This window comes from Mucilaginibacter jinjuensis (assembly GCF_028596025.1).
GTDB classification, from domain to species: Bacteria; Bacteroidota; Bacteroidia; order Sphingobacteriales; family Sphingobacteriaceae; genus Mucilaginibacter; species Mucilaginibacter jinjuensis.
The window spans coordinates 4,334,955-4,351,913 of sequence record NZ_CP117167.1 but is presented as its reverse complement, the minus strand read 5'-3'; the positions used below and the strand labels follow the sequence as shown (position 1 = coordinate 4,351,913).

General features: G+C 42.4%; 13 protein-coding genes. 7 read left to right on the top strand and 6 right to left on the bottom strand.

The window, feature by feature from the left end; translation table 11 throughout:
- Positions 1 to 8: 8 nt before the first annotated feature.
- A complete protein-coding gene (locus tag PQO05_RS18795; RefSeq protein WP_273628979.1) occupies positions 9 to 470 on the bottom strand; it encodes an NUDIX hydrolase in 462 nt (153 codons plus the stop codon).
- 208 nt (positions 471 to 678) lie between these two features.
- Between PQO05_RS18795 and PQO05_RS18790 the strand changes: the two genes are divergently transcribed.
- On the top strand, positions 679 to 1,263 hold the full coding sequence (locus PQO05_RS18790; protein ID WP_273628978.1) for a riboflavin synthase: 585 nt from the start codon (positions 679 to 681) through the stop codon (positions 1,261 to 1,263).
- Here the strand turns inward: PQO05_RS18790 and PQO05_RS18785 are convergent.
- The gene (locus PQO05_RS18785) at positions 1,260 to 2,405 is read right to left on the bottom strand and encodes a tetratricopeptide repeat protein (RefSeq protein ID WP_273628977.1); all 1,146 of its coding nucleotides are present in this window, start codon (positions 2,403 to 2,405) and stop codon (positions 1,260 to 1,262) included. The genes PQO05_RS18790 and PQO05_RS18785 overlap by 4 nt on opposite strands.
- Before the next feature lie 230 nt (positions 2,406 to 2,635).
- The gene (gene hscA, locus PQO05_RS18780) at positions 2,636 to 4,492 is read right to left on the bottom strand and encodes a Fe-S protein assembly chaperone HscA (protein WP_273628976.1); all 1,857 of its coding nucleotides are present in this window, start codon (positions 4,490 to 4,492) and stop codon (positions 2,636 to 2,638) included.
- Between the two features lie 185 nt (positions 4,493 to 4,677).
- Here hscA and PQO05_RS18775 point away from each other — a divergent pair, with 185 nt between their 5' ends.
- Positions 4,678 to 7,515, top strand: a complete 2,838-nt coding sequence (locus tag PQO05_RS18775; RefSeq protein ID WP_273628975.1) for a TolB family protein — start codon at positions 4,678 to 4,680, stop codon at positions 7,513 to 7,515.
- Between the two features lie 177 nt (positions 7,516 to 7,692).
- On the opposite strand, the gene PQO05_RS18770 is transcribed toward PQO05_RS18775, so the two are convergent.
- The 3 genes from PQO05_RS18770 to PQO05_RS18760 form a co-directional block, all read right to left on the bottom strand.
- Positions 7,693 to 8,448 carry a copper homeostasis protein CutC gene (locus PQO05_RS18770; protein ID WP_273628974.1) on the bottom strand — a complete coding sequence of 252 codons (756 nt, stop codon included), beginning with the start codon at positions 8,446 to 8,448 and terminating at the stop codon, positions 7,693 to 7,695.
- A gap of 39 nt (positions 8,449 to 8,487) precedes the next feature.
- Entirely contained in the window at positions 8,488 to 9,495 is a 1,008-nt protein-coding gene (locus tag PQO05_RS18765; RefSeq protein ID WP_273628973.1) for a glycosylasparaginase, read from the bottom strand.
- Between the two features lie 70 nt (positions 9,496 to 9,565).
- Positions 9,566 to 10,903, bottom strand: a complete 1,338-nt coding sequence (locus PQO05_RS18760) for a dihydroorotase (RefSeq protein ID WP_273628972.1) — start codon at positions 10,901 to 10,903, stop codon at positions 9,566 to 9,568.
- 153 nt (positions 10,904 to 11,056) lie between these two features.
- On the opposite strand from PQO05_RS18760, the gene PQO05_RS18755 reads away from it, so the two are divergent.
- The 5 genes from PQO05_RS18755 to PQO05_RS18735 all read left to right on the top strand — a co-directional run bounded on the left by PQO05_RS18755 (position 11,057) and on the right by PQO05_RS18735 (position 16,958).
- Positions 11,057 to 12,397 carry a DEAD/DEAH box helicase gene (locus tag PQO05_RS18755; RefSeq protein WP_273628971.1) on the top strand — a complete coding sequence of 447 codons (1,341 nt, stop codon included), beginning with the start codon at positions 11,057 to 11,059 and terminating at the stop codon, positions 12,395 to 12,397.
- Positions 12,398 to 12,401: 4 nt separating this feature from the next.
- Positions 12,402 to 12,674 (top strand): hypothetical protein, encoded by a 273-nt coding sequence (locus tag PQO05_RS18750; protein ID WP_273628970.1) that lies wholly within the window; start codon positions 12,402 to 12,404, stop codon positions 12,672 to 12,674.
- Between the two features lie 9 nt (positions 12,675 to 12,683).
- A complete protein-coding gene (gene gldC, locus PQO05_RS18745; RefSeq protein WP_166584980.1) occupies positions 12,684 to 13,013 on the top strand; it encodes a gliding motility protein GldC in 330 nt (109 codons plus the stop codon).
- Between the two features lie 5 nt (positions 13,014 to 13,018).
- The gene (locus PQO05_RS18740) at positions 13,019 to 13,435 is read left to right on the top strand and encodes a hypothetical protein (RefSeq protein ID WP_273628969.1); all 417 of its coding nucleotides are present in this window, start codon (positions 13,019 to 13,021) and stop codon (positions 13,433 to 13,435) included.
- A gap of 82 nt (positions 13,436 to 13,517) precedes the next feature.
- Positions 13,518 to 16,958: a response regulator gene (locus tag PQO05_RS18735; RefSeq protein WP_273628968.1), complete on the top strand. Its 3,441-nt coding sequence runs from the start codon at positions 13,518 to 13,520 to the stop codon at positions 16,956 to 16,958.
- The last annotated feature ends 1 nt before the right edge of the window (position 16,959 follow it).

Below are 16,959 nucleotides of genomic sequence, written 5' to 3'. Positions count from 1 at the left end.
TGATAAAATTAAGGTTTTCGTAACTGTACTAACTCTTCCAATAATGCAATTTGTGCAACATTAATCTTTTCTTTAGCAGTTTCTACATCAAACCACCCGCCTTTATCAACCTCTGGTATATCAATAAACTTGCCCGATTTATAAGGCCATTCAATAGGGAAGATGTTACTTACAATGTTATCTGCATCAACATCGCCTTCAACAGCCCAGCAGTGTATTACTTTGCCGCTTTTTAGTTTAATGGTGCTTAGCTGAATAAATTCGCCGTCAATGGTTTGCCCGGTTTCTTCATGAAACTCGCGTTTGGCGGCTGAGAGCGGGTCTTCATCATCCAGGTATTCTCCTTTTGGTACCGACCATGCACCGCCGTCTTTCTTAGCCCAAAACGGCCCGCCAGGATGAACAAGGAAAACCAGTAGCTCGTTGTTGATGTATTTATAAACTAATATTCCGGCACTTTGCTTGGGCATAATTTTTTTGTTTACTTATAAAACTTTGTCATATCGAGCGATAGCGAGATATCTTCTTAACATGCTTGCTTACTTGATTTATCGTAGAAGATTTCTCCTGTCGTCGAAATGACAAATTAGTGATTGATCTGTGCTAACGAAATTGATAAACTAACCTGATTATATTTAGTTTTGCAGCAAATAAAATCTACCCAGGAGGGCATCTATTATGTTTACCGGAATCATTGAAAATTTAGGCAAAATAACTGATCTGCGACACGATCAGGGTAACCTGCATATTACTGTACAATCAACCATTTCTACAGAATTGAAGATCGACCAATCGGTTGCGCACAATGGAGTATGTTTAACTGTTGTTGCTTTGGCCGATGGTTTGCACACCGTTACAGCCATTGAAGAAACCCTGAATAAAACTAACCTGGGCAGCCTTAAAACCGGTGATGTGGTAAACCTGGAACGCTGTATGCAAATGAATGCCCGCCTGGATGGTCACATTGTGCAAGGCCACGTAGACCAGACTGCCACCTGTACCTTGGTTGAAGATATGGACGGCAGCTGGATGTACACTTTTGATTATGACCCTGCTGTTGGTAATGTTACTGTAGAGAAAGGCTCTATCTGCGTAAATGGGATCAGCCTAACCGTGGTTAATTCCACTGCGCATGGTTTCTCGGTGGCTATCATTCCTTACACCCACGAGCACACCAATTTACATAGCGTTAAGGCCGGAGATACGGTAAACCTCGAGTTTGATATTATCGGTAAATACGTAGCCCGCTTAATGCAGCGCTAACGTTTTAAATCTACAATACGCCGGGTAGTAAAATCGATGTATGATTGCTGTTTCTCAACTGGGGGTTTAACCGAAAGATATTTCTTGTAATATTTTACAGCATTCATAGTATCTTTCAAATTGCTGTCGTATATCGAAGCCATCGCATAATATACGATTGGTTTTTCGCCGAAAATTAAGCCCCGCTGGTAAGCTGCCAGTGCTTTCTTAGGCAAATGTAACCTGTCGTATGAGTCTGCAATCTCGCTGTAATAAGTATCTGTATTAGGGGAGATAGCCTGCTCAATAGCCCGTTGTAAATAGAATATGGCTTTAGTATCCTGCTTTAATGCCTTGTAGCTCATCCCCAGGTAGTAATAAGACGATTCATTTTGTGCTTGTGTAGTATCCAGCATGTGGAAGGTTTTAATGCAATCGCTATAATTTTTAAGGTTAAATTCTGAAATGCCCTTGTAACTGATGGTTTGTGATGAACGGTCGTCATTAGCAAGCAGTTTACTGCATATATTAATAGTTTGAACGAATTTTTTGAGCGTGTAGCTTACTTGCGCCTTGCCTTTCAATAATAAAAGATTAGCGGTGTCTGCCTGTAAGGCCTGATCTATAACTTTTTCGGCGGTAGCTTCCTGTTTAAACTGGATGAGTAGGGTTGATAGGTCGACGGCAATATTGGCATCTTGTGGGTTCAAATGATTAGCCTTTTGTAAGTAGCCAAGTTCGGCCACCACATCACTTTGTGATATCAGCGCCAGTTGCTTGTATACATTAAAATTAGTGCTATCTATCTTTAAAATGCGTTTATAAAATGAAGCTGCTTTTGTGTTATTGCCCCTACGCATATTAATACCTGCCATGCTAAACAATGTAGACTGGCTGGTAGAGTCCACATCATATAAACGCTGGTAATAACCCTCGGCATCGGGCAACCGGCCAGCCATGTTTGATGTATAAGCCAGTTGCGAGATGATCTTGGGGTTTTGGACAGGTTCAGGATATATTTTCTTCAGGTAATCAGCTGCCTCTGCAAAGCGCTGGGTTTGGTAATATTCAACCAGTAATGAATCGGTTTTAGGGTCTTTTTGCTGCGCGAAGGTAATAGTTGTAAACAGGCAGCAAATAATGATAAGATTTAGGATTTTCATATTTCGATGATTTAAAACTAAGTTATTAGTTATAAATCATCGGTGCAAGAGAAATACAAAATATTTTTGCCCCGTAGAGACACAATACTTTGTGTCTCTGATATTGGACATGAAAATAGGAGAGGATTTGTAAAGCTAAAGGCACAAAATATTGTGTCTCTACGGAAAATATCTACAAATAAAAAAAGCCACAAAGTATTGTGGCTCTACGGTTAATATTTTATTGCAAATTACTCTATCGCCTTGCCCTTCATGGCGTGGCTTATGGCTACATCCATTACACGCTCGGCAAACGGGCGGGTATAATCGTTCAATTCATCCAGTTTTTGGTGAATAGCATCTTTATCGCCGCCGCTTAGGGCTTCCTGTAAGGCTTTAATATGTTCAACTGTTTGGGTGATCTCTGCGATAGAAAGATACTCTCTATTTTTCTCGATAAAACGATTGGCGGTGTACACCATTTGTTCGCCTTCTGTACGCGCTTCAATCAGCATACGTTGGGCTACATCGTCTTTGGCGTGGGTAATGCTGTCAATCAACATTTGCTCAACCTGATCGTCGGTAATACCGTAGGTTGGTTTAACTTCAACTTCCTGCTTAGTGCCAGATCGTAATTCGATGGCCTGTACTTTCAGGATACCATCGGCATTCAGCAAAAAGTTAATATCTACTTTAGGGAAACCGGCAGGCATAGCAGGGATACCTTTCAAATCAAATTCGGCCAGTTTGCGGTTCTCTTTTACTAAATCACGCTCGCCCTGGTAAACGGTGATCTTCATGTTCACTTGTCCATCAACCGAAGTGGTATATTGTCTGCCTGCTTTGGTAGGCACTTTAGAATTACGCGGCACTATCACATCCATTAAACCACCCATCGTTTCAATACCAAGAGATAGTGGCGTAACATCAAGCAATAAAATATCGCTGCGGTTACCTGCTAAAATATCGGCTTGTAAAGCAGCGCCAAGGGCAACTACTTCATCAGGGTTTACATCATCGTGTACCGGTCTGCCGAAAAACTCTGCTACCTTTTGTTTAACCAATGCTGTGCGGGTTGAGCCGCCAACCATAATCACTTCATCAATATCGGTAACTGTTAAACTGGCATCTTTCAAGGCATTGCGGCAGGCATCAATAGTTTCAGTTACTTTGGCCGAAATTAATTCTTCGAATTTAGCACGATCAATAGTACACCAGATATCGCCGATCTTTTCATTAAAAATACTTTGGTGTGCGAATGATTTTTTAGCTTCTTCAGCCTTTAAGCGAATCTGTTGAACCAGTTCGCTGTTATTATCAAGCGTGGATTTGTCAATTTTATTTTCAGCAATCCAGTAATCGGCAATGGCACGGTCAAAATCGTCACCACCTAAAAATGTGTTACCATTGGTTGATAGCACTTCGAAAATACCGTTCTGAATTTGCAGGATAGATACATCGAAAGTACCACCGCCTAAATCATAAACGGCAACAGTTTTAGTTTCTTCGGGGTTTAAGCCGATGCCATAAGCTAAACTTGCCGCAGTAGGTTCGTTCACAATACGTAACACGTCCAATCCAGCCAGTTTACCTGCATCGCGTGTTGCCTGGCGTTGCGAATCATTAAAATAAGCAGGTACGGTAATTACTGCACGGGTTACAGGGGTTTTTAATGCATGTTCGGCACGCTCCTTCAGCTCTTTTAATATCAGTGATGAAAGCTCAATCGGCGTATAAAATTTATCGCCAACTTTAATTTTCACCAGGCTTTCGGTGTCGTCGTCAATAACTTTGTACGAGAAAAAATCCTGGTAATTTTCAATGTCTTTGTATGAACGACCTAAAAGGCGTTTCACTGAAAAAATGGTATTTGTAGGGTCGGTAGTTAAGTATTCTTTAGCCTCGTTTCCAACGGTAATATCGCCCGTTTGCCCAAAGTGAATTACCGAAGGCACCAACACACCCTTACCGGCATCATTAATTACCAAGGGTTGCTTATCAGGATTAATAAAAGCCACCAGCGAATTGGTAGTACCCAAATCAATACCTACAATAATATCTTCTTTTTGCAATGAACCTGTTGCCAGGTTTATAGAAACTTTAGCCATGTTATTATACTTCTTATACGAATGGCAAATGTAGCGAGATTTGTTGTATGCACTGTCATGTTAGTGTATATTGCCTTGATCAGAATTTACAGGATTTTAGAATGGACAGAATTTAATTCAAAACATTCCGTTAATTCTTAAATTCTGTAAATTCTGATTCAGACAATTTACTTACATTCACAATAATGTTTAAGCTGCTTTCCCCTAAAAGAGTTCTGTTTTGTTGTGTACTGTCTGTTTGCACTTTAGGCGCAAAAGCCCAGGAGTTTGGCGGTAACCCACCATCTATTAACTGGCGACAGGTTAATACGCCGGCTGCTCGTGTTATTTTCCCAAATGGGTTAGATTCTGTAGGCTTGCGTGTGGCCAGTATCATATCGCAAATGAATGGCGCAGTAAAACCAACCATAGGCACCAAGCAAAAGCAGGTGAACATATTAATGCAAAACCAAACCATTATTTCTAATGGCTTTGTGATGCTGGCTCCCTTTAAAAGTGAATTTTATTTGACCCCCGATCAAAATAGTTTTGAGCTAGGCAGCTTAACCTGGTCTGATCAGTTGGCTATTCACGAGTTTCGGCATGTACAGCAATATAATAACTTCAATGTAGGTTTATCGAAAGTACTGCACGTTATTTTTGGCGAAAGCGGTCAGCTATTAGGGAACGAGATTGCTGTACCCGATTGGTTTTTTGAGGGCGATGCCGTTTTTAACGAAACCCATGTGAGCGAGCAGGGCAGGGGCAGGTTGCCTTACTTCTTTAACGGTTTCCACGGTTTGTGGGATGCTAATAAGGATTACAGCTGGATGAAGCTGCGCAACGGATCGTACCGCGATTATGTGCCAGACTGGTACCCTTTGGGCTATATGATGAACGCTTATGGCCGCGAAAAGTATGGGCCGATGTTTTGGCGCAATGTAACGCACGATGCTGCCGCTTACCATAACTTGTTTTATCCGTTTGAGCATAGTGTGAAAAGATACTCTGGACTGAGCTACCCGCAGTTCAGAAATGATGCTTTGGGGTATTTCAAGAAACAAATTGCTACCCCAGCCGAGAAAGTAGTTGGCCCGAAATATAAAAAGAACCAGCATTTTATTGCCGATAACGAGTATCCGGCCGTAGTGAACGACAGCACGGTGATCTATGTAAAAAGTTCGTACAAAAAGATCCCGGCCTTTGTGATCCGTACCGGGAATAAAGAAAAACAGATCAGGGCGAAGGATCTGTCACTTGACAGGCATTTCAGTTATCATGATGGCAAGATAGTTTACGCCTCCTATCGCCCCGATCTGCGTTGGGGATACCGCAACTATAACGAACTAAAAGTAATTGATGTAATCACTGGGGAGCAAAAGAAACTGACTTCGAGATCTAAATATTTCTCTCCATCATTTAGCGATGATGGCAAAACAATCGTAGCCGTCCAGGTTGATCCATCGGGTAAAAGCAAACTGCATATCCTGGATGCAGAGAATGGTAGGTTGATTGCCGAGGTTCCGGCTAAAAATGGCGTATTCTATACCTATCCTAAATTCTATGGATCGGATAAGATCATTTCAGGTATCCGCAACCCGCAGGGAAAAATGACGGTTGCCACTATTGATATTAAAACCGGTAGTATTGATAATTTACTGGCTTATGATATTGCACCTGTAGGCTTTATTGCCGTACAAAAAGATACAGTTTACTTTACAGCAACAACGGGGATGAATGATCGCCTGTATGCCGTATCCATCCCCGACAAAAAACTGTATCAACTACAAAGTGATACGCTGAAGTATGGCATTGGCAATTACGAGCCATCTGTAGCAGGTAATAAACTAGCTTGGGTAAGTTTTAGCGCCTATGGTTATCAATTACATCAGGCCGATAAACAAAGCCTGCAATGGCAGCCTGTTGATGAAACGTATACAAAGCGTGTGCTTTCTGATTATAACATTACGGCACTGAAAAAAGATTCGGCTGCTGATTTATTAGCAAAGGTAGAAACGCAGCCCTTCAAAGTAAGTAAGTATAATAAACTGCATAACTTTTTTAATTTTCACAGTTTGCTGCCCGATTTTGAAGATCCTAACTACACACTTTCATTATCAGGTGAGAATGTGTTGAATACTTTCCAATCGGCCTTATCAGGTACCTATAACCGTAACGAAGGGTACAAGCAATTTGGATACGATGCTGTGTATGGTGGCTGGTTCCCTTATGTTTCGGCAGGTGCCGATTATACCTTCGACCGTAAAGGTTACTACCGCGGCGAAAGCATTTACTGGAACGAAGCGCAGATCCACGCCGGTGCATCTGTACCTTTTAACTTTAGTTCGGGGCAGCATAGTACATATTTAAGTATCGGTAGCTCGGCTTATTACAATACGGTTAATTTCCAGTCCGCCTATCGCGACAGGTTTGCCGATCAATCATTTGTATACCTCAATAACAGTATTACCTTTAGCAATAGTATGCAGCAGGCTGTGCAGCAAATTTATCCGCACCTGGCGCAGGCTGTAACCCTGAATTTTAAGAAAGGGGTTATTAATGCCGATAACTATCAGTTTCTAGCAACGGGTAATTTTTACTTCCCTGGTTTAGCTAATAGTCACAACTTCGTGGTAGCTCTGGCGCATCAGCAACGCAGCCAGAATACGGTGATCGATTTCTCTAATGATTTTCCATTCTCCCGTGGCTATACCGTTTATAACCTGTACAAAATGGACAAGGTTGGCGTGAACTATCATTTCCCGATTGCGTATCCCGATGCAGGTATTGCCAACTTTATTTACTTTTTAAGGATCCGGGGCAACCTGTTTTTCGATTATACCAAGGGACAGGATTTTTACACCGATGGTTCGCCGTATAAAGGCAATTTCAGATCTACAGGTATGGAGGTGTTTTTTGATACGCAATGGTTTAACCAGGCACCAATTACATTTGGTTTAAGGTATACGCACTTGCTGGATGAAGATTTGGGCAGCCACGGGCCTAACAGAATTGAGTTGGTGGTGCCGTTGACAATATTTTAGGATGTTTTTTAAAAACATATTTTGTCATTTCGACGATAGGAGAAATCTTCTGCTTTGTAAAGCGGCAATGCAAGGTGAAGAAGATTCTTCGCTATCGCTCTGAATGACAAAGGCTGATACTTACAAAGCATAAAAGATTTCTCCTATCGTCGAAATGACAAAGCCTAAAGAGATTAATCATTGCCCATTTGCTTTCGCCAATATCTCTTTTACCCGCTCAATATCGGTACTTTCAAAAGTATACAAATCATGATAGCGGTTGCCCATCATAATGTGTTCATTATGGTAATCCATGCGGCTTTGATTACGTACTTTGGCCGAGGTATGGATCTCATTAATACCGGTAAAACGAACCAGGTCGCCCACATTGTTCTCGTTAATGCCGCTGCCCGCCATAATACTGATGCGGCCTGCTGCTTTTTCAACCAAATGGGCAATTGTGCCTGCACCTTCCATGGCTGTAGTTTTACCGCCAGATGTAAGGATGCGTTCGCACCCAATATCGATGATATCTTCCAGTGCCTGGTAATAGTCAGAACAAATATCAAAGGCGCGGTGAAAGGTAACCCCCAGGCCATGTTTGCGGGCAAGGTCGGCTAATATGCCGCTCCGGTCTTTATCTATGCTGCCGTCTTTCTTCAGCATACCAATTACCACACCGTCGCAACCTGCGTTAATGCAGTTGTTAATGTCGGCCAGCATAATTTCAAACTCGTAATCGGTATACAGAAAATCGCCTCCACGAGGGCGGATGAGCGTATAAACTTTAATTTCTAAAAGCCTTCGGGTTAAAATTATTTGTCCGTATGATGGGGTAGTACCGGCTTCGTTCAGGTTTTCACAAAGTTCTATTCTAACGGCTCCGCCTTGCTGGGCGGCTATTGCAGACGTGACAGAGTTAGCGCATACTTCGAGCGTTACGGGTTGATACATAAGAGGATGGAGCTAAATAGTTGTACTAATATACACAGCTTATTTGTAAAAACTCTCGCCCTTAATCAGTGTGTCTTGTTTTTCGGTATTACAAACCGCGTAAGAGAATCCTTCCTGAATGGCGAATGCGCCATATTCACCTTTTTTGTTGAGGGCCAGAAAGCCAACCTGGATCTGTTTAGCAGTCTCCGGTTTTTTTTTGATGATCCGTTTTACGGCTTCCTCACAAGCTTGCTGCGGAGAATGGCCCTGACGCATCAGTTCAACCACCAAAAAGCTCCCTACGTTACGAATTACCTCTTCGCCCACACCTGTTGATGTGGCGCCACCAACTTCGTTATCCACATATAAACCTGCGCCAATGATGGGGCTGTCGCCTACGCGGCCATGCAGTTTCCAGGCCATGCCGCTGGTGGTACATGCCCCAGAGATATTGCCTTTGCTATCCAACGCCAGCATACCAATGGTATCGTGGTTATATTTATTCCCGAGCTTATAATCTTTGTTTTCGCTGTTAATTACCGGTGCATATTTGGCGGTTTTCAACCACTCTTTCCAGGCCTTTTCAGATTCAGGGGTTAATAATGTTTCTTTTTTGAACCCGTGTTCAATAGCAAATTGCGTAGCACCATCACCGGCCAGCATTACGTGTGGGGTTTTTTCCATCACCATACGTGCTACAGAGATAGGGTGGGCTATGTTTTCCATCGCCGCTACCGATCCGCAATTGCCCTGCTCATCCATAATACAGGCATCAAGGGTAACATGTCCATCGCGGTCGGGGTACCCGGCTCGGCCAACACTGTGGTTTTTCATATCGGCTTCGGGGATGCGGGCACCGGCTTCAACGGCATCTAAGGCACGGCCGCCTTTTTTCAATACACCCCATGCCGCCTGGTTGGCAGCGACGCCAAAGTCCCAGGTAGAAATTACTACCGGTAAGGTCGACTTTAAAGGTTCTGTACTTTGAGCTAAAACTTTATCAGTGAGGGTAGTAAGATAGGCGCTTGCAGCAGTAAGCGTTATAAACTTGCGGCGGTTTAACATATAGCACTAAGTTATAATTATTGGTTATAACTTAAAACTGTATCACAAGAAAGATACGTTTAGCCGAAAATTATTGCCTGAAACTTAAACGCGAACCAGAGCCAACTTCAACCAGTTGCCCGTTGTGATAAGCCAGCTTGCCAGACACAATAGTGTGTGCAATTTTTGATTTAAAAGTAGTGCCTTCAAAGGGGCTCCAGTTACATTTATATAAAATGTTGTCTTTAGTAACCGTCCACGGGTTATTCAGGTTTACCAATGCTATATCTGCCCAGTAACCTTCGCGGATAAATCCACGTTTTTCAATTCTGAATAGGGTAGCCACGTTATGGGCCATCTTTTCGGCAATTTGCTCTAAGGTAATTTTACCCTGGTGATAAAGCTCCAGCATGGCAGGCAATGCATGTTGTACCAGCGGGCCGCCAGATGGTGCCTGCATATAAGGTTGCGCCTTTTCTTCGGCAGTATGAGGGGCGTGATCTGTAGCAATTACATCAATGCGGCCATCTAAAACAGCTTTCAAAATACCTTCGCGGTCTGTAGCAGTTTTAACAGCTGGGTTCCATTTAATGAGATTGCCTTTGGTTTCGTAATCAGCATCGCTAAACCAGAGGTGATGGATACAAGCTTCTGCAGTAATCCGTTTTTCGCTCAGTGGGATGGCATTGCTGAACAAGTGCGTTTCTTTCTCGGTAGAAATATGCAGGATGTGCAAACGCGTATTATGCTTCTTAGCCAATGCCACGGCCATTGATGATGACAAGTAACAAGCTTCTTCACTACGAATTTTAGGATGAAATTTTATGGTCAGGTTTTGCTCACCTACCAGTTGCTTGTAATGCTCCAGGTTAGCTTTAATGGTAGCTTCATCTTCGCAATGCGTAGCAATCAGCATGGGCGATTCGGCAAACAGATGCTCCAATGTTTTAGGGTTATCAACCAACATATTACCTGTTGATGAACCCATGAAAACTTTAATGCCACATACCTGGCTGGCATCGGTTTTTAAAACTTCATCAAGATTGTCATTAGATGCCCCCATAAAAAATGAGTAGTTAGCTAATGATTTTTGTGCGCCAATTTGGTATTTCTGCTCCAGTAATTCCTGCGTTAAAGTATTCGGCACTGTATTCGGCATCTCCATAAAAGAAGTAATACCACCAGCCACAGCCGCGCGCGATTCGGTATAAATTTCGCCTTTATGGGTTAAGCCCGGTTCGCGAAAATGCACCTGGTCATCAATACATCCCGGGAATAAATGCAAGCCTTCCGCATTGATTTCCTGGTCGGCTTTTACATCAATTGTTCCGTCAATACGTTCAATCAGGCCGTCTTTAATTAAAAGGTCGGCTGTAAATTGTTTGTTCTCGTTAACTATTGTGGCTGCTTTAATAAGGATTGATGACATAGGGACAAAGATAGTTGTATGAGAGTCAAGAGACAAGAAACAGGAGACAAGATTTTGCAAGGTTGATGTATTGCTTTTTATAACATGGCGCGATTTATCTTGGTTCTTGTATCTTGATTCTTGTCTCTATCGAAAGAACCTTATCTTTGCCGCATGGCTGTAGTTTTTGAAGATTTTGATTTTAACCGGCAGATATTGAATGCAATTGCCGATGCCGGTTACACCGAGGCTACGCCTATTCAGGAAAAAGCGATCCCGCCGTTGTTAAACGGTCAGGATGTTTTGGGTATTGCGCAAACCGGTACGGGTAAAACCGCGGCCTATGTGCTGCCCATTATCATGAAGCTTAAATATGCACAGGGTGAGCACGCAAGGGCATTAATTATTGCACCAACGCGCGAACTGGCTATGCAGATAGAAGAGAATGTAAAGGCTTATGCCAAGTACACCGACCTGCGTACGGTTATTTTATACGGAGGCCTTGGCCCCAAACCGCAAATTGAAGCGCTAAAAAAAGGTGTAGATATTATCGTAGCCACACCCGGCCGTTTTATGGATCTGTATTTGGCAGGGCATATTATTACTGCTGGATTCAAGTTTTTGGTACTCGATGAAGCCGATAAGATGATGGATATGGGCTTTATGCCACAGATCAATCGGATACTGGAGGTAGTGCCACGTAAACGCCAGAACCTGTTGTTTTCGGCTACTATGTCTGATAAGATCCAATCACTAGCAGGTAATTTCCTTGAGTTTCCTACTGTTATTGAAGTTACGCCGCAGGCAACTCCGGCAACTACGGTTGAGCAAAGCATCTATATGGTGCCGGGTGTTAAGACAAAGATTAACCTGTTGAGATACCTGTTAGACCATACCGAAAATATTCAGAAAATGATCATTTTCTGTAAAACCCGGGTTTCGGCAGAGGATGTGTATAAGTTTTTGGTGCGCAAGTTCAGCGAGAAAGAAGTAAAGGTTTTGCACGCTAATAAAGGGCAAAATACCCGCATTAACTCCATCAACGCGTTTAAGAATGACGAGGTGAAAATACTGGTGGCTACCGATGTGGCTGCGCGTGGTATCGACGTAAGTAATGTAAGCCACGTAATTAACTTCGATGTACCTGTGGTTATCGAAGATTATGTGCACCGCATTGGCCGTACTGGTCGTGCATATAATTTGGGTGAGGCTATCACTTTTTGCACGCCTTCCGAAGATTATTACATGAAAAAGGTGCAGCGCCTTATTAAACAAACCATTTTGGTTAATGAGTTACCTGCAGATGTTTTTGTGGAGCAGCCAGGTTATGACGAGCGCCAGGCGCAGGCGAAAGAGATAGATATGCAGAAACGCAAGGAGAACCCTGATTTTAAAGGGGCTTTCCACGAAAAGAAGCTATCTAACACCAAAGAAGGGGCAGATGCTAAGAAAGCTTACATCAAAAAGCTGAAAGATGCATCTAAAAAGAAATACTACAAGCCAAAAAGAAAATAAGTAAATGAAACTGAGACTTACGCCGTTAAATTTCTGTACGGCATTTTTTATCCTGCTGGCAGGTTATGTTTTTATATATGGCGGCGGCAGTGTTACGGGTGGGGTTTATGCTCACTTTACTAATACCATTGCGCTTATATTTTTGCTGTTTGCCTTTGTTGTGTCATTTCTGGATATAATTTTCCGCAATTTCTTTTCCGAGACCAAAAAATTGTGGATTGTGGAGCTTAGCTTTATAACTTTGACCACAATATTATTTTTAATACTTAAGAAGTAAAATACTTTAATGAAGACTGCTGAAATTAAACTGACTATCGAATTAGACGATCATAACGTTCCGGAAAACATTACCTGGGAATCAACAGATGCCGAAAACAAAGAGGCGCTACCCGTAAAATCAATGATGTTGGCGCTGTGGGACAATAACTATAAAAACACGCTACGCATTGACCTGTGGACTAAAGATATGCCGGTTGATGAGATGAAACGCTTTTTCTACGAAACCCTGCAAACCATGGGCGATAGTTTTTTACGTGCAACGGGCGAAACCAACATTGTGGAAGACCTGCGCGACTATTGTGCCCACTTTGCCGAAAAAATGGAAATCATTAAATAATTAAGATGTTACCCCGCTCTTTTTTATCATTCGCTGGTTTTGTAGCCATTATTGCCGGTACATTTTGCCCATTGTTACGCCCGCTCCACTTATTTAACTGGAACATTTACGATTTAAATAAACCCTATGGCATCATCGTACTGGTGATAGCCATTGCCGGTTTAATTGCGCTGATAGCCAAAGCAAACGGCATTGTTAAAGCCACCGCATGGACATCCTTTGTACTGATGGTATTGCTGTTAATAGCCGCCATTATGAAGGTAAACACCGCCTTTAGCTTTATACCGTTTAAAGGAATCTCGGCTAGCTTAAGTCGCTTAATTAAATTTAAATGGGGTTGGTGGGTATTGTTTTTAGGTGCTATTGCTGCTATTGTTGGCAGTAAAGGCCGCGATAAAAATGTTCAGTACCAAAAGTTGTAACACACTCTTTTACTTCATGTAGTAATTATTTAGTTAGCAACACTTTGCTATATTAGTACTTTATTACATCCTTACTTAATCAATGATTAAACTATCCTTCCGCCAGCAGGTATTCATCGGCTTCGGTCTGTCTATTTTTTTGGTTCTGTTTGTTGGTTTGTTTTCATACAAAAGCATTAAGCAATTGCAGGAAAACCAAACCGAAATGGAATACAGCCAAAAGCTGATTAACAGTTCAGACCATATCCTCCAATTGTTAATTGATGCCGAAACGGGTATGCGTGGTTTTGTGGCAACAGGTAAGCCTGTTTTTCTGGATCCCTATAATTCGGCTTTGCCACAGCTTAATGATGATCTAAGTAAAATAAAAGATCTCGAACAAACCGACCAGGCGCAAACTGCCGATATTAACGCACTTGCTATTTTGGTATACAAGCAATTAGATCTGCTTAAATCAAACGTAGATAACCGCGACAAAATTGGCCTGGATGAAATGGTTAAGCGTGGAATGCTGCTTAACGGGAAGCAAATTATGGATGATATCCGTAATACGATCAACCGGATCAATGCCCGAGAACAACATTCGCTAAATGAGCGAAAGGCATCAACAGAAGATGCTGTTCAATTAACCATTGTTACTATTGTTGGTGGTTCAACAGTGTTCTTCTTTATCATCCTGGGTATGTTGTATTACATCCTGGGTACGTTTAAGAAACAAAAGCTGATTGAGGACGAGATCAAAAGCTCCAACAATGAACTTGAAAAAGTTTTAGGCGAAAACAGGGCTAAAAACTGGCAGCTAACCGGTTCAGGTATCCTGAACGAAAAAATGCAAGGTCAGCAAAGCGAAGTTGAACTGACCCAAAATGTTTTGGCCGAAGTTTGTAATTACACTAAAGCAATAACAGGTACATTATATCTGTATGATGATAAACAGGAACTGTTAAAGCTGAATGCCTGGTACGCTTTCCATGATCTGAGCGCTATTAAGAAAACCATCAAATTATCAGAAAGCTGGTTAGGTCAGGTTGCTAAGGATGAAAAAGCGGCTACTATTAAAGGCAGTCTAAATCAGAAATTGGAGCTGGAAACGTCGATCATCAGTCAGGAATTAGCTGAGATATTTATCGTGCCATTATTCTTCGATAAACGATTGATCGGTGTAATGGAAATTGCTTACCAGGATACCATTCACGAAGCCGTTAAAGATTATATATTATCCGTAGCTAATGATATTGGCGTGGCTATTAATACTGCCCGTGCCCGCACCATTATGCAGGATCTGTTCGAAGAAACCCAGCAACAGGCCGAAGAACTGGAAGCACAGCAGGAAGAAATGCGTGTTACCAACGAAGAGCTGCTGAGCAAAACCGAAATGCTGCAGGCATCAGAAGAAGAGCTGCGCGTACAACAGGAAGAGCTCCGTACCATCAATGCTGAACTGGAAGAAAAAGCCAGTTTACTGGAAGAAAAGAACCAGGCGGTTGAAGAGGCACGCAAAGATATCAGCGAGAAAGTACATCAGCTGGAAACCACTGGTCGTTACAAATCTGAGTTTTTGGCTAACATGAGCCACGAGCTTCGTACGCCATTAAATAGTATTTTGGTGCTTGCGCGAATATTGAAAGATAATAAGGCAGAGAACCTGTCGGACGACCAGATTAAATATGCAAGCGTAATATTTAATGCTGGTAACGATTTGCTGACGCTGATTAACGATATCCTCGATCTGGCTAAAATTGAATCGGGCAAAATTGAGATCCAAAACGAGCGTACCTCAGTAGAAGGTATAGTTGGCGATATGCAAATGTTGTTTGCCGAAGTTGCGGGTAATAAAAAGATAAACTTTACAACACTGATAGGCGACGTGCCCGACTTTATTGTTGCCGATAAAGTAAGGGTGGAACAGATACTTAAAAACCTGCTCTCGAACGCGTTTAAATTTACGCCAGAAAATGGCGAGATCAGCATCAAAGCAATGCCGGGTGCAATTGCCGATACTATTGCTTTGAGTATTAAAGATTCGGGTATAGGCATACAGCCGGATAAACAAAAACTGATTTTTGAGGCGTTTCAACAAGAGGACGGGTCAACCAGTCGCAAATATGGAGGTACAGGTTTAGGTTTATCAATCAGCCGCGAACTGGCTGCTTTACTGGGCGGTTCAATAACCTTGTTTAGCGAGCCGGGTAAGGGCAGTGAGTTTACCTTTAACCTGCCTGTAAATGGCGCAGTTACACCGCATGTTGCTATTGAAGAAGAAGTACCTACTGTACAAAACTTCACCGCTACTGCCGAAATGCCAAAACTGGCTAAGGTGCTTTTTGATGATCCTAATCGCCAGCCTTTGGTAGTGATTGTGGAAGACGACCGTAACTTTGCGGAAATACTCCAAAACTATGCTGCAGAATACGGCTACCAGGCAGTATTGGTAAATGAAGGAACTAACGCGGCTGAAATTATTGCCGAAAATAAGCCAGATGCCGTATTGCTTGATATTATGCTGCCTGGCAAAGATGGCTGGGAAATATTAAAAGAGTTAAAGGCTAATCCGGAGACTAAAAATATCCCGGTACACATGATGTCGGCAGGTGAAGCTGCGGCTAAACGTGTGAAAAGCGAAGGTGCTATCAGTTTCATGAAAAAGCCGGTAAATACCGAAGCATTAAACAAACTGTTCAGCGATATTATAGAGCAGAGCAGCACTGGTGTAAAACAGATATTACTGGTTGAGGACCATGAAGCACAAAGCGATGCCCTGCGGGATTTAATGCAAAAACAAGGTATTGCCGTAGCGCAAGCTTATACCGGCGAGCAGGCATTTAAAATGCTGGAGGAAAATGAATACCAATGTGTTGTGCTCGATTTAAACCTGCCCGATATTTCTGGCTTGGATTTACTGGATAAGATTAAGGCTTTAGAGCGTTTTGCTTCGCTGCCTGTAATTATTAACACGGCTATGGAGCTGGATAAAAACTCGGTGAGCCGTTTAATGCAGTATGCCAATGCTATGGTGGTTAAAACCAGCAAATCATCAGACAGGCTGATTGACGAGGTAAACCTGTTTCTACATAAATTAAATACTGCTACACCGCAAGCCGCTGCTCCTGCCGCCAAACCTCGCCAGGTAACTGGTAGCAAAGCGATGCTCAAAGGCCGTAAGGTATTGCTGGTTGATGATGATATGCGTAACATATTTGCATTGAGCAGTGCCTTGCAATCATACGATCTGGAAGTAGAGATAGCAAATGATGGGGAAGAAGCGCTTAAAAAGCTGGAAGAATTACCACAGGTTGATATTGTGCTTATGGACATTATGATGCCGGTGATGGATGGTTACGAAGCGATGCGCCAGATAAGAAAGCAAAACAAATGGGCCAAATTACCCGTAATAGCGCTTACTGCAAAAGCAATGAAAGACGACCGCGACAAATGTATTGCGGCCGGTGCTAACGACTATATCACCAAACCGGTTGATGTTGACAGGCTAATTTCATTGATGCAGCTTTGGATGGAGAGCTAAG